The 21,819-nt window shown below is 70.1% G+C and carries 16 protein-coding genes; 6 read left to right on the forward strand and 10 right to left on the reverse strand.

Annotated elements, in window-relative coordinates:
- Positions 1 to 109: 109 nt before the first annotated feature.
- The 4 genes from E3O60_RS01780 to E3O60_RS01795 all read right to left on the reverse strand — a co-directional run bounded on the left by E3O60_RS01780 (position 110) and on the right by E3O60_RS01795 (position 4,685).
- Positions 110 to 448, reverse strand: a complete 339-nt coding sequence (locus E3O60_RS01780; protein ID WP_240632417.1) for a DUF6804 family protein — start codon at positions 446 to 448, stop codon at positions 110 to 112.
- Positions 448 to 2,346 (reverse strand): DUF2207 domain-containing protein, encoded by a 1,899-nt coding sequence (locus tag E3O60_RS01785; protein ID WP_088455646.1) that lies wholly within the window; start codon positions 2,344 to 2,346, stop codon positions 448 to 450. The genes E3O60_RS01780 and E3O60_RS01785 overlap by 1 nt, the downstream gene beginning before the upstream one ends.
- A gap of 76 nt (positions 2,347 to 2,422) precedes the next feature.
- Positions 2,423 to 2,890, reverse strand: a complete 468-nt coding sequence (locus E3O60_RS01790) for a GDSL-type esterase/lipase family protein (RefSeq protein WP_134496999.1) — start codon at positions 2,888 to 2,890, stop codon at positions 2,423 to 2,425.
- A gap of 223 nt (positions 2,891 to 3,113) precedes the next feature.
- Positions 3,114 to 4,685, reverse strand: coding sequence for an SDR family oxidoreductase (locus E3O60_RS01795; RefSeq protein WP_134497001.1), 1,572 nt, complete (start codon positions 4,683 to 4,685; stop codon positions 3,114 to 3,116).
- Positions 4,686 to 4,794: 109 nt separating this feature from the next.
- Here E3O60_RS01795 and E3O60_RS01800 point away from each other — a divergent pair, with 109 nt between their 5' ends.
- On the forward strand, positions 4,795 to 5,700 hold the full coding sequence (locus E3O60_RS01800) for a TOMM precursor leader peptide-binding protein (RefSeq protein WP_166788937.1): 906 nt from the start codon (positions 4,795 to 4,797) through the stop codon (positions 5,698 to 5,700).
- Here E3O60_RS01800 and E3O60_RS01805 read toward each other — a convergent pair.
- Together E3O60_RS01805 and nudC are read right to left on the reverse strand one after the other, a co-directional pair.
- Positions 5,591 to 7,312 carry an ATP-dependent helicase gene (locus tag E3O60_RS01805; protein WP_241980347.1) on the reverse strand — a complete coding sequence of 574 codons (1,722 nt, stop codon included), beginning with the start codon at positions 7,310 to 7,312 and terminating at the stop codon, positions 5,591 to 5,593. The two genes, E3O60_RS01800 and E3O60_RS01805, sit on opposite strands and share 110 nt — an antisense overlap.
- A complete protein-coding gene (gene nudC / locus E3O60_RS01810; RefSeq protein WP_088455642.1) occupies positions 7,305 to 8,270 on the reverse strand; it encodes an NAD(+) diphosphatase in 966 nt (321 codons plus the stop codon). Before nudC ends, E3O60_RS01805 begins: the two co-directional genes overlap by 8 nt.
- Before the next feature lie 93 nt (positions 8,271 to 8,363).
- On the opposite strand from nudC, the gene E3O60_RS01815 reads away from it, so the two are divergent.
- Entirely contained in the window at positions 8,364 to 9,602 is a 1,239-nt protein-coding gene (locus E3O60_RS01815) for a phosphotransferase (RefSeq protein WP_134497005.1), read from the forward strand.
- Here E3O60_RS01815 and E3O60_RS01820 read toward each other — a convergent pair.
- Positions 9,491 to 12,913, reverse strand: a complete 3,423-nt coding sequence (locus E3O60_RS01820) for an ATP-dependent DNA helicase (protein WP_134497007.1) — start codon at positions 12,911 to 12,913, stop codon at positions 9,491 to 9,493. The genes E3O60_RS01815 and E3O60_RS01820 overlap by 112 nt on opposite strands.
- Positions 12,910 to 16,326 carry a UrvD/REP family ATP-dependent DNA helicase gene (locus tag E3O60_RS01825; protein ID WP_241993185.1) on the reverse strand — a complete coding sequence of 1,139 codons (3,417 nt, stop codon included), beginning with the start codon at positions 16,324 to 16,326 and terminating at the stop codon, positions 12,910 to 12,912. The genes E3O60_RS01820 and E3O60_RS01825 overlap by 4 nt, the downstream gene beginning before the upstream one ends.
- A 39-nt stretch (positions 16,327 to 16,365) precedes the next feature.
- On the opposite strand from E3O60_RS01825, the gene E3O60_RS01830 reads away from it, so the two are divergent.
- Together E3O60_RS01830 and E3O60_RS01835 are read left to right on the forward strand one after the other, a co-directional pair.
- Positions 16,366 to 16,590, forward strand: coding sequence for a DUF3107 domain-containing protein (locus tag E3O60_RS01830; RefSeq protein ID WP_088455638.1), 225 nt, complete (start codon positions 16,366 to 16,368; stop codon positions 16,588 to 16,590).
- Between the two features lie 7 nt (positions 16,591 to 16,597).
- On the forward strand, positions 16,598 to 16,900 hold the full coding sequence (locus E3O60_RS01835) for a hypothetical protein (protein ID WP_088455637.1): 303 nt from the start codon (positions 16,598 to 16,600) through the stop codon (positions 16,898 to 16,900).
- Positions 16,901 to 16,967: 67 nt separating this feature from the next.
- Here E3O60_RS01835 and E3O60_RS01840 read toward each other — a convergent pair whose 3' ends face one another.
- On the reverse strand, positions 16,968 to 17,669 hold the full coding sequence (locus tag E3O60_RS01840) for a ferritin-like fold-containing protein (RefSeq protein ID WP_240632414.1): 702 nt from the start codon (positions 17,667 to 17,669) through the stop codon (positions 16,968 to 16,970).
- 183 nt (positions 17,670 to 17,852) lie between these two features.
- Between E3O60_RS01840 and E3O60_RS01845 the strand changes: the two genes are divergently transcribed.
- Positions 17,853 to 19,343 carry a DEAD/DEAH box helicase gene (locus E3O60_RS01845; RefSeq protein WP_088455636.1) on the forward strand — a complete coding sequence of 497 codons (1,491 nt, stop codon included), beginning with the start codon at positions 17,853 to 17,855 and terminating at the stop codon, positions 19,341 to 19,343.
- Positions 19,344 to 19,809: 466 nt separating this feature from the next.
- Here E3O60_RS01845 and E3O60_RS01850 read toward each other — a convergent pair whose 3' ends face one another.
- Positions 19,810 to 20,682, reverse strand: a complete 873-nt coding sequence (locus E3O60_RS01850; RefSeq protein ID WP_088455635.1) for a PHP domain-containing protein — start codon at positions 20,680 to 20,682, stop codon at positions 19,810 to 19,812.
- Between the two features lie 55 nt (positions 20,683 to 20,737).
- Here E3O60_RS01850 and E3O60_RS01855 point away from each other — a divergent pair, with 55 nt between their 5' ends.
- Positions 20,738 to 21,796: an endonuclease/exonuclease/phosphatase family protein gene (locus E3O60_RS01855; protein ID WP_088455634.1), complete on the forward strand. Its 1,059-nt coding sequence runs from the start codon at positions 20,738 to 20,740 to the stop codon at positions 21,794 to 21,796.
- The last annotated feature ends 23 nt before the right edge of the window (positions 21,797 to 21,819 follow it).

The raw sequence follows: 21,819 nt of genomic DNA on the forward strand, positions 1-21,819 counted from the left end.
GATCGAGCAGCGGGACGCCGCAGCTTTCAGTCACTTGTGCACTGATGGCCGCGGGGCCACGGTCGAGCCCGGCTCCAGACGCATCCTTAGTCTATGCCCGCCCCCGGATTTAGCGGTGCACAGCGGTCGGGACCTTGGTCCGGATTCCGACGATGATGAAGACCAGAGCGGCAATGAACTGAGCGGACACCCAGCCCTGCCCGTGCAGTTCGATCACGACGATCGGATTCCACAGCACCGCGATCGGCACCAGCCCGATGAGCCACCACCACGCCTTGGCCTGAATGACGAAGACGCAGATGATGAGAGCCAGGATGCTGACGATGTACCGGATGATTACAAAGCTGTCGACATCGAGCAGGGCCAGCCCGGCCAGCAGCGCGATCGCGCCGAGAAGGCCGGGTGCCAGGGCCGAGCGGGTATAGGCAGGTTCTGCCGGGGTGCCCATCAGACGCCCCCTCCCCCGCCGCCGCCTCCGCCGCCGCCGACGGAGCCACCACCGCTCGAACCGGAACCGGCCGAGCTGGCTGCGATACCCGTCGATGCTGACGTGGCGAACGCTGAGACGCCGGTGGCGAAGTACGCGGCGCTGAACGGCGCGGTACCGACGTACCAGTCCGGCTGCTGGTGGGCACCGGCATAGTAGTCGCCCAGCACCGTGGACCACTCCTTCTCCTGACCGGTCAGCACGGCGAACGGCAGCAGTCGCTCGTAGAGCTTGAGCACCTGCACGGGGTCGGTCGCCACCGCACCGGGAGTCTTATCCGGCCGGGACGGCGTGCGCAGGGCGCCGGCGGGGCTCTGCAGCACCCGAAGTCGGTCCGCTTCGGCCAGTGAGATGTACACGGAAACACCCTTCAGGTAGTCGCGCAGTTCGGCGCCGCGGGCCGTGAGCGGGCGCACGTCGGCCGTCACGGCGATCGTAAGTATCGCGGCGCCCAGGCCAACGACCAGGAGCAGCGCGGGCCACGCGCCGGCGACCTCGGTGGCGAACGACACTATGCTCGCGATCATCGCGACGAGGCCGGCGACGATGGCCACACCGAACAGCCAACCGCTGAGGGCGCCGCCCTTCTTCTCTCGGAGCCCGTCGGTGAGCAACTGCTTGCGGGCGTCACTCTTGGCGGCGGTCAGGGCGGTGCCCAGTTTCGCATCCGTCTTCTTGAAGTCCCGAATGGTGCCGATGGGCCGGTGGGCGGGGAACAGGGCGTCGAGGACGGCACGCTCGGTGGGGTCAATGCCCGCCCGGCTGCGCAACTCGAGGAGGTAGTGGTTCTTGCCGTCGCCCTCGAGGACCCGCACGTTGCCGTTCACGGCGAACTGCAGGAACTGGGCGGTGAGGGACTTGCCGCTGGCCTTGGCGCCGAGAACACCGCCGGCCTGCAACAGGTTCACGCCCGTCGGCGGCAGGTATTCGGCGATGATGGTGGGCCGGCCGGGCCGGTTGCGCCAGCGGGTGTTGCGCAGGGCGACGCCGATCACGGCCGTGGTCAGCGCGGCCAGAGCCGCGAGCAACGCGATCGTCGGGAACACGTTGGCGGTGAACGAATCGTCCCTGGGGACGAAAGTACCCTCGTCGAAGCCCACAGCGAGGGCGAGGCCCTCGTGCGGGCCCAGGTCGCGTGCGGTGGCCTCAATGACCCATTCGTCGCCGTCGGCGGCGCTGTCGAGCGTGTCGCAGGTCGCGCCGGATGTCGACACGCCCTGGTAGCAGGCGGTCTGACCGGTGAGGGCGGGAACCAGGTCGGCTGCCACGTGCACCGTGGCGGAGACGGTGCCGAACGGCTGGGCCCAGCCGGTGCCGTTCACCTCCCAGAAGAACTCCTCATCCGTCGTGTCATCGGGGAAGTGGGCGACGTTCTTCTGGGTATAGCTGATGACGTAGGTCTGTTCGCCGTGGACGAAGTCATCGTCGGCGATGGTGATGATGAGGAACTCGTCATCGGAGTCGTCGCTGTCGGTGTCGGTTTCGTAGTCCCGCTCGGTGCCGTTCTCGTCGGTGACCCTGACGTTGGTCGGGTTGGTGGGCTCACCCCGGTAGTGGGTGGGGATCTGCCGCCGGATGCCCTTGTTCTGGTCGGTCTCGGGGAACTGGGCGACGAGGGTCTCGGTGGTGGCCAGGGTGGAATGGCCCTCCTCGTCACGGTCGAGCCTGTAGTCGGCGTGCAGGGACGCGAAACTGAAATCGTCGACGCCGGCCGAAACCGACTGGGGCGCGAATGTCGCTCCGGCAGCGCGGGCCGGGGCGGCCAAAGCCGACGCAGGGCTCGCGCCGAGGAGGGTGAGCCCGGCGAGAATCGTCGCGGCCAACGACAGTCGGAGGCGGAAACTGACGGGTCGGTGCATGGTCTCATGGTACCGAGGGAGGTCAGACACCGGTCACCGGCCGTGTGCGTTTCTCTCCGGTGCCGCGACGGGTGCGTCAGGCGGGGTGCCGGCTGACGGACAGCGTTTCCGGCGGGTGTTCAAGCAGGTCGACGAGTGCGGGCCGTAGCTCGGTGAACCAGACGACGTAGCCGGCTTCGATGAGGTGCAGGTGATCGGCCGACCATTCGGCGCTGAGCGTGCCGTCCTCGGCGGCCAACACCGGCCAGAGATCCAGGTAGCGAGCCTTGACGGTCGGCGCGAACTGGCGCAGGTGTCGGTTGACCGACCGGATCACGTGCACGAATTCCTTCTCCCTCGGGGGCACGGACTGGATGAGCAGCCGGGTGCCGGGCAGCTGCTTGCGCAGGGTGCACAGGATGGTCTCAATGTTGCGCACGATGTACTCGTCCGAACGGTTCCAGCCCACATCGTTGGTACCCACCTGCAGGACGACGGCATCGGGGTCGGCCTGCACAACCTGATCGAGCCGACCCAGGACCTCATCTGTCGTGTCCCCGTTCACGCCGAGTTCTGCACCTCAAGGTCGGGGAACCGTTCCTCCCATCGAGCGCCCGCGCTGAGACCATCGCCGACGAACACCACCGCACCGGACATCTGGACTCCTCACCGCTTGCTTCCATGATGCGCTCCGCGGTGCACGGTGGCTAGGGTCGAAACTGGCAAGGTCCCGTCAGCCGGCTCCCCCTCGAGCTCGCCGGACGGATGAGCGGTCAGCGGGGGGCGGGTCAGGAGCCGATGGCGGCCTCCGCGGTCGTGGCCGCCGGTGGGGCACCGATCGGGGTCCCCGGCTGGGTGGCGAGGGTGGCGCCTTCGGTTTCGGCAGCTTCGGTTTCGGCGGCGGCGGTGATGCGGTTGGCCATGCCGCTGAAGATCACGCCGTGGAACGGCAGGATCGAGAACCAGTACAGCCGGCCGCCGAGTCCGCGCGGGAAGAACACCGCACGCTGGCGGTAAATCGAGCCACCGTCATCCGTGGGCTCGGCACGCATCTCGAGCCAGGCCCGGCCGGGCACCCGCATCTCGGCGCGCAACCGCAGAAAGCTGCCTCGATCGATGCGTTCGACGCGCCAGAAGTCGAGCACGTCGCCGGTCTGCAGCCGGTCGGGATGCCGGCGGCCGCGGCGCAGGCCCACTCCCCCGACGACCTTGTCCATCCAACCGCGCACCGCCCAGGCGAGCGGGAACGAGTACCAACCGTTCTCCCCGCCGATGCTCTCGATGACCCGCCACAGGTCCGCCGGCTTGGCGGAGGTGCGCTTCTCCTTGAGGTCGGTGTACACGAGGTGACCGGCCCAGTCGGGGTCGCTGGGCAGCGGGTTGCTCGATGCCCCTTCCGTCGCGGCGTTCTGCCAGCTGGTTTCCACGTCGCCGTCGCGCACCCGGCCCAGGGCCAGGCGCACGGCCCGGCGATAGGTGGTGAGGCCGCCGGCCGGCGGTGGGATCACCGCGTCGATGTCGTGTTCGTGCATGACGCAGTCGTATTGCAGCGACGCGATTATCGGCACGGCCAGGCTGCGCGGGATGGGCGTGACGAGGTTGACCCACTGCGACGCGAGCCACGGGGTGAGCACCGGCAGTGGCGCGATCGGGCGCTGGTGCAGGCCCGCTTCGACGGCGTAGCCGTTCATCATCTGGCCGTACCGCAGCACGTCCGGACCTCCGATGTCGAAGGTGCGGTTGACGTCCGCGGGCACATCGGCGGCGGCGACCAGGTAGTGCAAAACGTCGCGCACCGCGATGGGCTGGATGAAGTTGCGCACCCACCGTGGCGCCGGCATGTACGGCAGCACATCGGTCAGGTGCCGGATCATCTCGAACGACGTCGACCCGGAGCCGATGACGACCCCGGCCTGGAAGGCGACAGTGGGCACGCCGGAGTCCAGCAGGATGCGGCCGACCTCGGCGCGAGAACGCAGGTGCGGCGAGAGGGTCGGGCTGTCGGGGTGCAGGCCGCCGAGATAGACGATGCGCGAAACCATCGCCTCGGCCGCAGCGCCGGCCACGTTCCGGGCCGCGGTGCGTTCGGTCTGCTCGAAGTCGCCCCTGGCTCCCATCGAGTGCACCAGGTAGTAGAGCACGTCGATACCGGCGCTGGCCCTGTCCACCGAGGCCCGATCGCCGAGGTCGCCCTCGACGATCTCGACGTCATCGGCCCACGGCACGTCGGTCAGTTTCTGGGGCGAGCGCACGAGCACCCGCACGGTATGACCGGCCTCGAGGAGTTTGGGAACCAGTCGGCCCCCGATGTAGCCGGTGGCTCCGGTGACCAGTACGCGGCGTGCGGTCTTCTCAATCATTGCGTCAGCCTAGGGGTGGAGTCTGGGCTGGACCTGCATATTCCCAGGCGGCAATCCGGGCCTGTGGATGGATCCGACGGCGACGGCCGGTCTGAGGGAAGATCGCCGGATGATCCTTCGACTCGACCCGCGGTATCCGCTCGTCTGGCGCACGCCGGACACCATCCAGCTGGGCATCGACCGGCCGTTGGCGATCGTACCGGGGGTGACGGCTCCGCTGGAGAGCGTCATCGCCGCGCTCCGGGTGGGGATTCCCCGGTCGGGTGCGCTGATGCTCGGGCGACAGTCCGGTGCGACGGATGCGGCGACCGCCGCCCTGCTCTCCGCCCTGGCCCCCGCGCTGGTCGGCCTCGACACTCAGCCGGCGGAGCCCGGTACCGACACCGCCCCTCTCGCAGCCACCTGGTTCGGCAGCAGGAGGGCCACCCCGGTGCACCGCGGCAACCGTCCGGTGGTCTGCGTGGACGGCGCCGGGGCCACCGCCGACCGCATTCGGCACCTGCTGGTCGACCTGGGCATCACGGTTGCGACGCCAGGGCAGCTCCCTGATCTGGCCGTGATCGTGGACCATTTCGTGCTCGCTCCGGAGCGGCACGGTCACTGGTTGCGGCGGGATGTGCCGCACCTGCCGGTGCTGTTCAGCGACGCCGAAGTGCGGGTCGGCCCGCTCGTGGAACCCGGGGCCGGCCCGTGCCTGACCTGCCTGGACCTCGAGCAGGTCGACCTCGACCCGGCCTGGCCCGCGATCGCCAGCCAGTTGCTGCACCGCACGGCACCCACCGAAACGACCCGGATGGGCATCGAGGTGGCCTCGACGGCGGCCGGCATCGTGCACGAGCGGGTGTTCGCGTCCTCGAACGAGTTCGCGGCCGCGTCACTGGCGATCGACGCTGAATCGCTGACGGTCAGACGCCGCGCGCACCGGCCGCACGAGCGGTGCGGATGCCGATTTCTGCCAGAAAGCGTGATCGTTCTCGCGGGGAACGCTGCTGGCTTCCGGCCGCGGACCAGCTGAGCGAGAGGCGTTTCCGCGCCCGGGTGACACCCACGTAGAGCAACCGGCGTTCCTCGTCGACCTGCTCGAAGGTGCCGGCGTAGCTGATCGGCACCAGACCCTCGGAGAGCCCCACCACGAACACGGCGTCCCATTCCAGGCCCTTGGCCGAGTGCAGGGTGGCCAGGGTCACCGCGGCGACGGTCGGTTCGTGCTGGCCGGCCTGGCGTTCCATCAGCTCGTCGGTGAACTGACGGAAGGTGGTGCCGGGGGCGGCCTGGTCGACGAGCCCCATGATCGCGTTCAACGCCTCCCAGCGGTCGCGCACCGCGCCGCGGGTTTCCGGCGCGGTCTGGCTCCAGCCCAGGCCCCGCAGCACGTCGCTGACCGATTTGAACAGCGGTTCGCCCATGATCGACACGGATGCCGCGCGCAGCGACATCACCGCCTGCTTCACCTCGGGCAGGTCGAAGAACCGCTTCGATCCGCGGATCTGGAAGCTCACGCCGACATCACCGAGCGCGGTCTCGAGCAGCGCGGCCTGCACGTTGACCCTGTACAACACCGCGATGTTCTCCGGTGGCACCCCGGCTTCGACGAGTTCGAAGATGCTTTGGGCCACCCCGCGGGCCTCGGCCATGTCGTTGGGGTATTCCCGTACGGCGGGCTCCACCCCGGTCTCGGCGACGGCGGCGTGCAGCGACAGCGCGCCGGGCCGGCCGCGCATCAGCTGGTTGGCGGTAGCGACGATGGCGGCCGTTGACCGGTAGTTCTGTTCCAGGCGTACCACTGTGGCGTCCTCGTAGTGCTTGGGAAAGTCGAGCAGGTAGTCGCTCCGGGCCCCGGCGAAGGAGTAGATGGTCTGACTGGCATCGCCGACCACGCACAGGTCCCGCCGGTCGCCGAGCCACAGTTTGAGCAGGTCGTACTGCAGCGGGGAGACGTCCTGGAACTCGTCGACGACGAAGAACCGGTACTGCTCACGCACTTGCAGCGCCACGGAGGGTTCGGCTTCGATCATGCCGGCCATGGCCAGCAGCACGTCCTCGAAGTCGATCTGTTTGCGGTCGTCCTTGAGCCGTTCGTAGCCGGCCTGCATGTCCAGGGTCTGGTCGATGTCGAGCCGGCCGGGCAGGGCACGGCCGGCGGTGGCGTACTGGTCCAGGCTGAGGCCGCTGGTTTTGCGCCACTCGATCTCGCCGGCCAGGTCGCGCAGGGTGGCGGTGTCCAGCTTGAGTTTGAGGACCTCGGCGGCGTGACCGAGCAGCCGGCCCTTGCCCTCGAGGATGCGGGGCGCTTGGCCGCCGACGACGTGCGGCCAGAAGTAGTTCAGCTGGCTCAGCGCGGCCGCGTGGAAGGTGCGCGCGGCGACGCCGCCGGCGCCGAGCTGGCGGAGCCGGCCGCGGAGCTCCGCGGCGGAGCGGGCGGTGAAGGTGAGCGCCATCACCCGGTTCGGCGAGTAGGCGCCGCTCATCACGCCGTAGGCGATGCGGTGGGTGATGGCGCGGGTCTTGCCGGTGCCGGCGCCGGCGAGCATGCAGACCGGCCCGATCAGGGCTTCGGCGGCGATGCGCTGTTGCTCGTCGAGTCCGGTGAGCAAGGACTCGGCGGTGGGGGTCAACCGGTCAGACACCGGGCTGCTCCGGCTGAGCCAGCCAGTCGTCGAGGAGTGCGCGGGCGATCGACGATGGGCCGGGCAGCATGATGCCGTTTTCGGGGTCGGCGAGCTCGGCGCGGCTGAACCAGCGCAGATCCAGGATCTCGGTGCCGTCGGGTACCAGAGAGCCGGCCTGCTGGCTATCGGCCAGACGGGCGGTGAAGCCGACCATGATCGACGCCGGAAACGGCCACGGCTGCGACCCGCGGTAGACCGGGTCGGTGACCCGCATGCCGGATTCCTCGAACACCTCACGCACCACGGCGGACTCGAACGATTCGCCGGGTTCGACGAAGCCGGCCAGCAGCGAATACCGGTTCGCCTCCCACATGGCGTTGGAGCCCAGCAGCACCCTGTCGCGGTCGTCGGTGATCAGCACGATCACGGCCGCGTCGGTGCGGGGGAAAATCTGGCTGCCGTCCTCGGGGCAGTGTCGCACCCAACCGGCTGTGGTCACGTCGGTCGCCGCGCCGCAGCGCGGGCAGTGCGGGTGCGAATCGTGCCAGTGCAGGATGCCGAGGGATTCGGTGAGGATGCCGGTGTCCCGGTCCGAGAGGAGGGTGGCGTAGTCGCGCAGGCCCACCCACCTCGACGCGTCGGGTTCCAGCGCGGCGGCCTGGTCATCGTCCAGCGGCACGGCCACGAGCGGGGTGCCGACGGGTTCGGCGGCGTCGGCGTCCAGCGACAGGCCGAGGTAGACCCGCAGGGCGGCCGCCGGGTCGATGGTGAGATCGGCCGGCTCGAGCAACAACAACCGGGGCCGGTCGTTCCCGGCGGCGGCGGCGAGCAGCACGGTACCGCGCCAGAGCGGCAGAACCCGGGTGCCGGCATCCGCCCAGAGCCGCTCGAACAAATCGGGTTGGGCGCGGGCGTCGTTGTCGCGATCAACGGCGTGCCTGGACAGTGGCAGCGTGGCCGTGAACCTGAACGACATGAGACCCCTCAAAAATCGGGCAACACGTGCCGAAGTTGTCTGCAGGCGTGGCGAATGGCCTCACCGGGAGGAACTCGACCTAACCTAGTAGGCATGGCCAGATCCCACCTCACTCTAGCCGCGTTGGCCACCAATGCAGTGCCGGAGCTCGACGTCGCCCACGCCCGAAACCACAGTCTCGGCGGCGGCGGGTTGTTCGACTCTGCCTTGCTGATCACCCGCGATGAGAAGGAACTGATCATCAGGGTTCCCACGTCGCAGGCGGCCGAAACCGAGCAGTCAGCCGACCTCGTGGCGTTGCGCGCTCTGACGACGGGCAACCGCAGCAGGCTGCCGTTCGACGTGCCGGTGTTCGTGGGCCAGGCGCCGTTCGAAGGCACCAGGGCTGTGGTCTACGAGCGTCTGCCCGGCGCCTCGTACGATGCGGATGCGCTCACCGGGCATGAGGGAGTGTCCGGGTCGATCGGCCGCGCGATCGCCGCCATCCACGGGCTGCCGTCGGCATTCATCGGCGACGCCGGCCTCGTGCAGCAGAGCGCCCAGGATTGCCGCACCGCCACCATCGACCTGATCGACCGGGCCGCGAACACCGGCAAGCTGCCCGCAGCGCTGCTGCGGCGCTGGGAACTCGCCACCGACGACAACGCTCTCTGGCAGTTCGCGCCGACGGTGATCCACGGGTCACTCACCGCGGAGTCCTTCCTGATCACCGACGACGCCGTGTGTGGGGTGCTCGGCTGGTCTGGACTCTGTGTCGGCGACCCGGCCCGCGACCTGAACTGGTTGCTCGCCGCGCGCGGTGACGCCGCCGAGACTGCCGTGGCCACCTACACCGCAGCGCGGCAGGGCAACGACCCGCTGATCACCCAGCGGGCGATGCTCTACGCCGAGCTGGAACTGGCCCGCTGGCTGCTGCACGGCGTCGACACCCACGACGAGGCCATCGTCGACGACGCGGTGTCGATGCTGGACGGTCTGGTCGACAACGTGCACAGCCACACCATGAACTCGCTCTCCCCCGATACCGGGCCCATCCTCAGCGTCTCCGACGTCGAGTCGATGCTCAAGGACACCCCGCGCACCCAGGCCACCGGGTCCGCCGGTCGCAACAGCGACGACAACTCCGAGTACGGCACCAGCGAGTTCGCCGACACCGGCTCGTTCAGCAGGGTCACCAGCTTCGACGGCACCGGTTTCGACGGTGCCGGGTTCGATACCGGTTACGGCGACGACTCGACGGGTCCGATCCCCACGGTCGACGGCACGGCAGACGGCCGCGCGGACGACCCGGCCACCGACGACCACGCCGCCAGAAGGTCCTCCTCCGAGTAGAGCCGCTCGGGTGCGACGATGCGGTCGTCCGCGACGAAGTAGAAGACAGCGTCGACGCTGGCCGGGTCGATGCCCTTCCAGCGGGCGTAAGCGAGCCGGTACAGGGCCAGCTGGGTCTGCTTGAGTTCGAGGTCGGCGGCGTCCTTGGGCGCCTTGCCGGTCTTCCAGTCCACCACCTGATAGCCGGTGGGGGTCTTGTAGACGGCGTCGAGTTTGCAGATGAAGACCTGATCACCCAGCACGTGGTGGATCTCGATCTCCACCTCCTCGGGTGCCAGCGTCGCCCAGGGTGACCTCTCGAAGGTGGCCTTGAACCGGTCCAGCTGTTCCAGCTCGAGCGGCATCCCGTCACCGGTGTCGATGTCGATGTCGGTGTCGGGGTCCACGTCGAGTTCGTCCGGCCCGACGTCGATGAGGTCGCCGGCCGACGCCCCGGTGGAGCGCTGTTCGACCCAGGAATGGAACAGGGTGCCCAGGCGGGTGGCCCGGTATGGGCGCTCCGGCATCGGCCGGCGCAGCCTGGCGAGCACCGCGGCGGGGTCGTCGACGTAGTCCTTGAACCGGGAGGCCGGGATGCGGGTGGGCACGCCGAGGACGCCGGGTCCGGCCAGGCGTTGGGCGCGTTCGGCCAGCAGCAGGGTCACCTCCCTAGACCAGGGCGTTTCGATGCGGGCGCCGTCGTCTTCGGCATCCGTGCCCGTGTCATCGTGCGCGCGCACCAGGGCAGCGGCGGCCTCGACCACGGGGCGGCGGGTGCCGAGCGGGTCGAACGGCCACACCTCGGTGGCGTCTTGGTCCGTCTGCGGCTTCTCGTCGAACTCGCTGCCCTCCGGCAGGGCGTCGATGAGACCCGCCTCGGCCAGTTCGAGCAGGTACCGGCTGGCCTTCCGCACGGTCGTGCCGCCGCCCCAGAACGCCCCGGTGAGCAGCAACTGCTGCTGGGCGCGGGTGGTGGCCACGTAGATCAGCCGGCGTTCCTCGGCGTCGTGCCGGTCGGCGAGCTGCTCTTTGTACAGCTCGAAATCGATGTCGAACGACATCTGGGTCTCATGGCCGAGGCGTTTGAGTTCCGGCAGCTCCGCCCGGTCGCCCCGGCAGGGGTAGGGCAGTTCACCGAAGCGCAACCAGCCGGAGACCTCGCGGGACGGGGCGGGCAGGTTCTTCTCGGTGAGGCCGGGGATGGCCACATAGTCCCACTCCAGTCCCTTGGAGCCGTGGATGGTGAGGAGCTGCACCGTGCCCGGTTCGGCGGCCTCGCCGCGCGGGCCGAGGTCGTCCTGGCGTTCGGCGCGGGCCAGCCAGCGCAGGAAGCTGGCCAGGGTGCCCTGCTCGTCGCTGTCCAGGAACGCCGAAACGGCATCGTGGAAGGCATACAGGTTGGCCAGGGCCCGGCCGTGGCTCTCGTTGGCGACCAGTTCCAGGTCGAGCAGGGTTTCCTGTTCGATCAAACGCACGAAGTCGAGCAGGCCCAGGCCCGAACGGCTGCGGAGCCAGGCCAGCTGCCGGCCGGCCTGGCGCAGGCGCTGCCGGCCGTCGTCGCTGAAGGCGGCCAGTTGGCCGTGCGATTCGGGTGCGGAGGCCACAAAATCCAGCGCGTCCACGAGCGACCGGCTCTCCTCGGTGGCCACGGAGGCGCGCAGCTTGGCCTTGAGTTCGTCGGTCACGGCCTTCTGCGCCCAGTCGTGCGTGGCCAGCCAGCCCGCCACACCGGAGAGGGCCTGCAGGTCGCGCACGCCGATCCGCCAGCGGCCGCCGGTGAGCAGCCGGATCAGGTCGCTGCCGGCGGACGGGTCGTGCACCACGCGTAGCACGGCGAGTACGTCGGCCACTTCCGGGGTCGACAGCAGGCCGCCGAGGCCGAGCACGTGCGCGGGCACACCGTGTTCGCGCAGCACCTCGGCGTAGAACTCCATGTCGCGGCGGGCGCGGAACAGCATCGCGCCGGACTCGGGCTCAGCATCCACGCCGGCCGGCGCCGTGCCGAGCCTGGCGGCGAACCAGCGGGCGATCGCGGCGGCCTCGTCGGCGATGCTCTCGTACATTGCCGCGTCTACTCGGCCGGCGGCCTTGCCCGGCGGCACCTTGAGGGTCTCCACCTGAATGCCGTTGGGCCGGGCGCGCAGCTGCGCGCTCAGGGGCGCGACCAGGGCGTTGGCGGTCTCGAGCACGGTGACCGGGTTGCGCCAGGTGAACGAGAGCGACATCGACGGCGCCTCGGTGTTGGCCAGAGCAGCGAAGTCGGTGGAGAAGCCGAGCAGGTTCGCGGAGCTCGCGCCCCGCCAACCGTAGATGGACTGGTGCGGGTCGCCGACGGCCATCACCGGGTGGTGGGCGAACAGGGTGCGCAACAGCTCGGTCTGCAGCACCGAGGTGTCCTGGTACTCGTCGAGCAACACGATGCGGTACTGCTCGCGGTAGCGGGCCACCACGGCCGGCACCTTGCGGCAGACCTGCAGGGCCAGGGCCACCTGATCGGAGAATTCGATCAGGCCCTGGCGGCGTTTCTCGGCCCCGTAGGCAGCCGCCAGCTCGGCCAGCACCGGCAACGGAGCGACGGCACTGATGGCCTCCAGCACCGAGTCGTAGGCCTTCTTCTTACGCGGGTTGCCGAAGGGCAGGTCGGCGAGGTAGCCGAAGCTGTTCGCCAGGCGCGCGAGGTCGTGCGGCACCGGCTCCTCGCCGGGCACGAACGGGGGCGGGTTCTCGGCCAGGGCGCGGCTGAGCGAGAGCACAGCGTCGGTGACGGCGTCGACGCCCTTGCCGTACTGCACGAGCCGGCCGTCGCCGTTGGCCACGACCACCCGGCGGGCGAGCAGCCAGGCGCTGGTTTCGCTGAGCAGCACCGATTCGGGTTCGCGGCCGAGCAGCAGCGCGTTGTCGGTGAACAGCCGGCTGGCGAACGAGTTGTAGGTGGAGACCGCGGGGGCGTTGAACAGGTCGGCGGAGTCGAGGCTATGTATGGAGCCGGGTGCCGGCGGTGCGGTATCCGCATCGGCGCTCGTGGGCATCAGCCCGGCCTCGCTGAGCTGGCGGATGCGATCGTTGATGCGTTCAGCGAGCTCGCCGGCGGCCTTGCGGGTGAAGGTGAGCCCGAGGATCTGGTCCGGCCTGGCATGCCCGTTGGCCAGCAGCCAGAGCACCCGGTTGGCCATGGTCTCGGTCTTGCCGCTGCCGGCACCGGCCACCACCAGGGTGGGCGTGAGGGGAGCCTCGATCACGGCCTGCTGCTCGCCTGTGGGCGGGAACATCTTCAGCGCCGCGGCGATGTCGAGGGCGGAGACCGCCCTGTTCTGAGAAGACGGAGTACTCATGAGCTGACCTGCTTGATGACGTGGATCCGGCACGAGCCGTAGGAGCGGGGGTTGAGGCAGTGGTCGGCGATCTCGGCCACGAAGGTGGCGCCGCCCATGCCTGCGGCGTCGTCGGTGACCCTGGTGGTGAAGGCCGCCAGTTCGTCCGGACTGAAGGCCGGCTGGGTGGGATTGCGGTAGTTCTGTTTCTGCGTGCCGGAGGACACGATCACCAGGCGCGCGCCGGCCAGCTCCATGCCGGGTTCGAGGCCGTCGATGACACCGGCCGAGAAGGCCAACTGGTAGGCGCCGAGCTGCGGGTGCTCGGCCACCCCGGTGTCGCTGGTCGGGTCGCCCTTGCCGGTCTTCAGGTCCACGATCACGGCGCGTCCGTCCGGCAGCCTCTCCACCCTGTCGATGGTGCCGGAGAGCACGGCGCCGTCCAGCTCCAGGGCGAACCGGCCCTCGGCACTGAGCAGTCGGGTGCCGTCGCGGGCACCGTCGCCGAGGTACGCGGCGAGCCTGTCGGTGAGTTCGCGGGCCTGGGTCTTCTGCACCCTGGACTGCCAGTCGGCGTCGAAGACGAGTTCGTCCCAGCGGGCCTCGACGCCGGCCCAGAGCGCGTCGGCGGTGATCCCGGCCGGGTCCGGCGTGCGGGCCGGGTCGGTGGCGTCTTCCATCACCTTGTGGATGATGGTGCCGAGGTTGGCCGCGGTGCTGGAGTCGCCGCCGCCGATCTGGCCGATCAGCCAGTGCAGCGGGCAGGTTTCGAACGCGCTCATCCGCGACGGCGACACGCGCACGGGTCCGTCGCCGGCCTCGGGATCGTTGAGCGGCCGGACCGTGCTGGCCGGGCGGAGGCCGTACCAGTCGTCGGGTGACGCGCCGGGCACCTTCTCGCCGGCCAGGCGGGCGAGGGTGGCGGCGGCATCCGTGGCCCTGGCCGGCAACACGGCGGGCAGCGCGGCGACGGGGTCGGCCTCGGCCCCGTCGGCGGGCTGCAGCCGGGGTCGCAGGGTCTGGGTGAGGTCCCGGCGGAGGCGCCCGACCAACCCGCGCAGCGACAGCGGGTACCGGGCCAGCGGGGCGGGGTCGGGCTGCGGCAGCAGACGCAGGAACGCGGAGGGCTGGTTCTCGTCGTTGTCGACGGCGGTCACCATCAGCTCGGTGGTGCTGCGGGAGGCGGCCTGGGCGAACATCCGCAGCTCGTCGTGCAGCACACTCGTGCGGGCGCCGGCCGGGTCGGGGGTCTCCCCGGCTGCCAGCAGGGCCAGGTCGCCGGCTCCGAGCAGCGAACCGCGGATGCGCAGGTCGGGCCAGACGTTCTCCTGCACTCCGGCGAGCACGACCAGGTCGAAGTCGCGGCCGATGGTGCCGCTGGGGGTGGACACGAGCACGGACTCGGCCAGGGCGCGGGGGGCGAGGGTGTCTTCGGGCACATCGGTGTCGACGAGGTGTTCGACGAAGAGCACGGGCGGGGCCGCCGGGGTGCGTTCGACGAAGCGCTGCGCGGCGGAGAACAGGGCCACGACGGCGTCGAGGTTGTGGTTGGCCTCGTCGGCGTCGATGCCGGTGCCGGTGGACTGCTCGGCCCAGGCCGGGGCGAGGCCGCTGCGCTGCCAGAGGCCCCAGAGCAGTTCCTCGATGGTGGCGCCGGCGGCGTAGGCGGTGCGGGTCTGCCGGAGGTTCTTGGCGCAGGATGCGGCGCGCCGGGCGGTGCGGTTGTCGATGCGCTCGAGCAGGGCCGGGCTGTGGAAGACCTCCACGAGCAGGTCGTCCGCGCTGCGGGCGCCGTCGGCGGTGAGTTCCTCGTGGCTGAGTTCCTGTTGGCGCAGCGCCGCGCGCAGCCGTCGCAGGGTGATCGGGTCGAGGCCGCCGAGCGGGCCGCGGAGCAGGTCCACCGCCGCGTCGGCGTCGAGCGGGCGGCGGCCCAGGGTGATGTCGAGGGCGAGGACGAAGGCGCGCACGGCCGGTTCGTCGCGGAGGGCGGTCTGCGCGGCGGCCACCTGGGTGGGCACCTCGAGCGCGGCCAGCCCCTTGGACAGCGCCGGCACGAGCGCGCCGGTGCGCACGATCACGGCCATCCGCCCCCAGGGCAGGCCGTCGAGCACGTGGCGTTCGCGCAGGCGCCGGGCGATCACGGCGAGCTGGTCGGCGGGGCTGGCGGTGACGACGGTCTGCACGGCGGTCGGCGCTGCGGCGGTTTCCGCAGCGGTCGGTGCGAGCTCGGCACTGGCGGCCGCGCGCTGGGTGCCGGCGGCGGCGGCGCCGATCCGGCCGGTGAACTCGCGGATGACCGCGCGCAGCTCGGTGCCGTGCCGGTACACGGTGTCGAGGGTGAGGGTGGTTACGTCGGGCAGCCGCAGGTAGTGGCCGAGCCGGCCGAGGGCATCCGGGTGGGCGCCGCGGAACGACCCTGTGCTCAGGTCGGGGTCGCCGAACGCCACGATCGTGACACCACGGGCGGCCAACTGGGCCAGCAGGGCCAGGGTGGACTCGGTGGCCTCCTGGGCGTCGTCGAGCACGATGAGTTTGAGCGCACCGAGCGGGCCGAGCGGGTTGCCCGGCGTCACGGCGGCCAGGGTCGTGGGTCCGGCGGTGCCCGCCGGCCTGGCGGGCAGGCGCGGGGCATCCTGCACGATCGCCGCGGCGAACTGCACGAGCTCGGTGGAGTCGAACTGGCCGGGCCGGCTCTGGTCCTTGATGTCCTGGTAGTCGTCGATGAAGGCGGCCGCGGCGGCCCACTCCGGGCGGTCGTTCGCGGCGGCGAGGGTGGCCAGCCGTGCCGGGGTGACGCCGTACTCCACGGCGCGCATCATCAGGTCGCGCAGTTCGGTGCGGAAGCCGCGCAGACTGCGCACCTCGGCGTCGAGCGGGCTCGGCCAGGCCGGTCCGGTGCCGGAGGCGATGTCGCCGGCCAGGATCTCGGCGATGATCTGGTCCTGCTCGCCGCCGGTGAGCAGGGTCGGGCTGGTGCGGCCGGCCGCCACCTCGGCATCCCGCACGATCTGGAAGGCCACGGAGTTCATGGTTCGAGCCAGCGGGCCGTTGGTGGGCACCCTGAGGCGCAGGGCCAGCCTGTCGCGAAGCACGGTGGCGCCGGTGCGGGTGGGCACCAGCACCAGCACTTCGCTGGGCGAGATTCCGTGGGTCAGCACCCGGTCGGCGACGAACTCGACGAGGGTGTGGGTCTTGCCAGAGCCCGGGGCGCCGATCACGGCGGCCGACCTGTCCAGGCCCAGGCGCAGGACGGCCTCCTGGGAGGCATCCAGGCCGAGGGTACGGCCGGGCACACCCGGTTCGGCCGACCACGCCGGTGTCTCAGCAGCGTCGGAGACGTCGGGATCGTCGAGCAGTTCGGACACCGGGTTCATCACGGTCCAACGGTAACGGGTTGCGCCGACAGTGAACGTGGCGGGCCGAGCATGGGGCATGTCGTAATCTGAGCGGGTAGGCAACCGAAAGGCGCATCCGTGGACATTCGCATTGGCATTTTCAACTCCCCCCGGGAGATCAGCTTCGAGACGGCCCAGCCCGCCAACGAGATCGAGGAGACCGTCGCGGCCGCCCTCGCGGGGCAGACCGGGTACCTCAAGCTCAGTGACAAGAAGGGGCACGTATACATCGTCCCCACCATCGGCCTCGCCTACGTCGAGCTGGGCTCTGAGTCCTCCCGCCGCGTCGGCTTCGTAGCCTAAACCTGCGATGGAGCTCCTGTTCGTCGCCCTCGGCGGCGCGCTGCTCGGGCTGGCGGCTCGGTACGCCCTGCCCCGTCGCCTCACGCACGGTTCCGTGTTGGTGCCGGCGGTGGGTACCGGTGTCGCGTCGCTGGTCTGGGTCGTGCTGACCTGGCTCGGCTGGGCGTGGGACGGCGGCTGGATCTGGTGGGTATCCTTCGTGGTCGCTGCGATCGCCGCCGTCGTGGTGGATGTGGTTCTGGGCCGTCGCCGCGAGGCCGCGGACCTGGCGATGCTGCACAGGATCAGCAGGACCGGGCTGCCGGCGTAACGTCAGCTGACGAAAAGACCCTCATCGATCTCGATGAGGGTCTTTTTCGCATGGCCGCGAGCGGATGTCACGCGGTGAGGCCGAGGCCGTCCATCCGGCGGGTGTGCGCGGCGATCAGCTCGGTGAAGACCGGTTCGATGCGGGAGTCCTGCGTCACCGCCATGGCCGATCGTGCCACGAGCAGGGTGTCGCCGACCAGGCGTCGACCCCACAGTGCCAGGCGGGATTCGAGCGCCGGCTGCGCGGCGATGGCCGCGGCCAGCTCGTGCACCAGGACGTCGGCACCGCCGTGCTCGCCGAGCAAGTGGGCGATGCGCGGGCCGACATCGCCGGGCAACGCGTCGGAGAGCCTGATGAAGAAGTCGTCGAGCAGGCCGCCGGTCAGGTAGCAGCTGAGCAGCAGCTCCTGCCAGTCCTCGCCCGCGGTGATCGCGCGAAAGTTATCCAGTGCGGGAACGAACGGGCCCATCACACTGGCCGGTTCACCATCACGACGGCGGATCTCCTCGATGAGTCCGTGGTGCTTCGACAGCGCACGCCCGGCGGCCAGGCTCAGGCCCTCCTTGGCGGCGAGGGTGGGCGCCGTGATGACCGCCGTCGACAGGCTCTCGAACATGCCCAGTTCGAAATAGGCGGCCTGCCCGAGGTAGGTGAGCAGGTCCGGCACCAGTTCGGTGATGTCCACCTTCGTGGTGGCGCGCCGGTCGCCCCGGGCCGACAGCCGCGGCGTCTCTGCCCGTTTCGGGCGTTCACCTAACCAGGAGATCACTTGCCAAGCATAGGTCCACGTCCCCGGCTTCGTTGCGAATAACGTGCCTGGTGCGGTGCGCCCACGGGCTGTTGCCCAGGGCCGCACTATAGTCTGGTGTCATTCACCGGCGCAGGATCGGTGGACTTGCGCCTGAGGCAAAGACGGGCGCATCCCGCTTCGAGCTAGACAGGCAACCATAACGTGACCTTTTCCGAACTCAATATCGACCAGGACATGGTCGAGGCTCTCGCCGCCAAGGGCATCCTCGAACCGTTCCCCATCCAGACCCAGACGATCCCCCTCGCCCTCAGCGGCCAGGACATCATCGGCCAGGCCAAGACCGGCACCGGCAAGACCCTTGGCTTCGGTCTGCCGCTGATCCAGCGTCTCGGCCTCAACCCCGAGCCCGGTGTGCAGGCGCTCGTCGTCGTGCCCACCCGCGAGCTGTGCGTCCAGGTCAGTGAAGACCTCGAACTCGCCGCGAGCAACCGTGGCACCACCATCGTCTCCATCTACGGCGGCAAGGCCTACGAGGGCCAGATCGAGCAGCTCAAGGCCGGAGCGCAGATCGTCGTCGGCACCCCCGGGCGCCTGCTCGACCTCGCCAGCCAGCGCCTGCTCAGCCTCGCTAACGTGCGCGAGATGGTGCTCGACGAGGCCGACAAGATGCTCGACCTCGGCTTCCTCGCCGACATCGAGAAGCTGTTCTCGCAGACGCCGTCCACCCGCCACACGATGCTGTTCTCGGCCACCATGCCGGGCCCGATCGTGGCGCTGGCCCGCCGGTTCATGACCAAGCCCATCCACATCCGCGCGAGCGACCCCGACGAGGGCCTCATGCAGGCCAACATCGAGCACCTCGTGTACCGCGCGCACAACATGGACAAGGACGAGGTCATCGGCCGCATCCTGATGGCAGAAGGTCGCGGCAAGACCGTGATCTTCACCCGCACCAAGCGTGCCGCCGCCAAGCTCGTCGAAGAACTCGGCGACCGTGGCTTCAACGCCACCGCCGTGCACGGCGACCTCAACCAGGAGCAGCGCGAGCGCGCCATGGCGTCGTTCAAGGCCGGCAAGAAAGACATCCTGATCGCCACGGATGTCGCCGCGCGCGGCATCGACGTCGACGACGTCACCCACGTGATCAACCACACGATCCCCGAGGACGAGAAGGCCTACCTGCACCGCGTGGGTCGCACCGGCCGCGCCGGCAAGACCGGCATCGCCGTCACCTTCGTGGACTGGGACGACATGCCCAAGTGGACCCTGATCAACAAGGCCCTCGACTTCGGCACCCCGGAGCCGCAGGAAACCTACTCCTCGTCGCCGCACCTCTACACCGACCTGAAGATCCCCGCCGGGTCGAAGGGCCGCCTGCGTGCGACCCCGATCAAGGAGGCCGTCGCCGGCGCACCCGCCGGACGCGACTCCGGTCGTGGCGGCCGCAGCGACAGCCGTTCCGGTGGTCGCTCTGACGGTCGCTCCGCCGATCGCTCCGGTTCGGGTCGCTCCGCCGACCAGGCTCCCCGCACCCGCGTGCGCGTGAGCTCGACCACCAACCCGGATGCCCCCGCCGCCACCCCGGCGGCCGGCACCCACGACGGTGGCGGCTCAGAGCACCACGACGGCAACAGTGCGCCACGTCGCCGCAGCCGCACCCGCCGCCGCTCCCCGCAGGCACCCACCGCATAGCGGGCTCTGCACACCGACTTGCCGCAAACGGCCCCTTGACACCCCGTCAAGGGGCCGTTTGCTTCATCTCGGCAACGCACGCGGTGCCCACTTGCGGCACAAGCGCCCGCGCCCGCCCGGGAAGCGCATCTTTGCGGCATCTCGGCGATGAGCATTGCGTCGACGTGCTTCACAGGACCCCTCAACCCGCTCGCGAAGGGCTTCTTTGCCGCAAAACGCGCAAGCTGGCGCCGCCCTCACCAACGGTCCGCCGGGGAGATGCTGCGCCGACTTGCCAGTTGAGGCCCCCTGGACGTCGCTGACGGGGCACCAACTGGCAAGTCAGCCAGGTGCAGGGCGGTGAGTTGCCACTTGAGGCCCGTTCAGGCGCGCCCAGGGGGCACGAACCGGCAAGTCACCACATCGCCGGCTTCGGTGGGCGGCCCAGGCGAGCCTTGGCACGCCGGGCGCGGAGGAGCAGACGAGCTCAGTCGGGGTAGACCGGCTCCGAGCCGCGGCCCTCGGCGATGAGGCGCTCGAGCACCTCGGGAGTGGTGGTGTTCTCGCCGAGCCGGTTGGGCTTGCCCTCACCGTGGTAGTCGCTGGAGCCGGTGACGGCCAGGCCGTACTTCACGGCGAGCATGGTCAGCCGGGCGGTGGCCTCCGGCTTGTTCTCGCGGTGCCGAAGCTCCAGACCGAACAGGCCGGCATCCACCAGGGCCGCCAGCCGGCTCTCTGCCATCACGTCGGCGACGCCGCGGGTGGCCGGATGGGCGATCACGGGCACTCCCCCGGCCGCACGCACCAGGGCCACCGCACGCAACGGATCCGGGGCGTAGTGCGGCTGGAAGTAGCCCGCCTCCCAGTGCAGGATCCCGGCGAACGCCTCACTGCGGGTGAGAGCGAGCCCGTTGGCGACCAGGGCGTCGGCGATGTGCGGACGGCCCACGGTGCCGCCCGTGGTGGTCTGGGCGAGGACGTCGTCCCAGGTCAGCTCGTAGTCGGCGCCGATGCGGGCCACCATCTGCTCGGCACGGGTGAGCCGGGCCTTACGGATGTGCGCCGTCTCGGCGACGATCCCGGCATCGGACGGGTCGAACAGGTAGGCCAGCAGGTGGATGCTGGTGTGGCCGACGCGGGTGCTGAACTCCATCCCGGGGATCAGGGTGATGCCCGCGGTCCGAGCGGCGATCGAGGCCTCCGACCAACCCGCCGTGGAGTCGTGGTCGGTGATCGCCACGGTGCCCAGACCCGCGGCCGCGGCGGCGCGCACGAGCTGCGAAGGCGTCTCGGTGCCGTCGGAGACGCTGGAGTGGGTATGTAGGTCGATCGGACCCGTGGAACGCCGTTCGACTGCCATTCCCCCATGCTAGTTGGCGCGGGAATACAGCTTGGTCGCCTACAGTGACTCATCTATGCTCTCCACGCTCATTCGCACCATCGTCGTGCTCGCAACCCTGGCCTTCCTCACCGTGCTGGCCTGGCCCGCGATCGCCGGGCTGCAGAACTCCTGGGTCATCGCGCACGCCGTGTCCTTCCGCGGCCTCGCCGTGGCGGTGGCCATCGCCCTGCTGTCGCTGCTGGCAATTCTGCTGCTCCTTGTTCGGCCGCTGCGCGCCACCACGGCTCTGTTGATGGTGCTTCTGGTAACTTTCGGCGCCGTCAACTCCGGCATCCTGCTGCACCGCGGTCTGGGCTCGGATGCGGCGGCGGCCCTTGCGGCGGAGCCCGCCGACGCCGCGGTCACGGTGCTGAGCTGGAACACCCTCGGCGACGCCCCCGGCGCCGCGGCCATCGCCGACCTCGCCCTCGCCGAGGAGGCCGACGTGCTCACCCTCCCCGAGACGACCGAGGAAACCGGTGTGCTCATCGCCGAGGCCATGCGTGCCGCCGGCCGGCCGATGTGGGTGCACACCGTCTCCTTCGACCTCATCTCCAAGGCACGGTCGACGACCCTGCTGATCAGCCCGGACCTCGGCGACTACACGGTCACCTCGGCCGCGGGCTCCGGCCCGCCCGGCAACACCAACGTGCTTCCCACCGTCATCGCGGAGCCCGTGGACGGCGCCGGCCCGACGATCATCGCCGTGCACGCCGTCGCCCCGATCCGGTGGGAAATGGCCAACTGGAGATCCGACCTGGACTGGTTGGCCGAGCAGTGCAGCGGCGGGTCCTCCGGCGACGACGGCGTGATCATGGCCGGCGACTTCAACGCCACGATCGACCACTTCGCCGGGCAGGCCACCTCCGACGGCGCCGTTCTCGGCGACTGCAGGGATGCCGCCGCAGCCACCGGTTCCGGCGGGGTGGGCACCTGGCCGGCCTGGGCGCCCGCCCTGCTCGGGGCCCCCATCGACCACGTCCTGGCCACGCCAGACTGGCAGGTCGAGCGGATGCACGTGATCGGTACCGAGGACACCGCCGGCAGCGACCACCGTCCCGTCGTGGCCACGCTGTCCCCCGCCACCGGATAGGCAACCGGCGGGCTCCAAGCCGA

Origin of the sequence: Cryobacterium sp. TMB1-7 (genome assembly GCF_004402435.1) — a bacterium.
In the GTDB taxonomy this organism is placed as follows: Bacteria; Actinomycetota; Actinomycetes; order Actinomycetales; family Microbacteriaceae; genus Cryobacterium; species Cryobacterium zongtaii.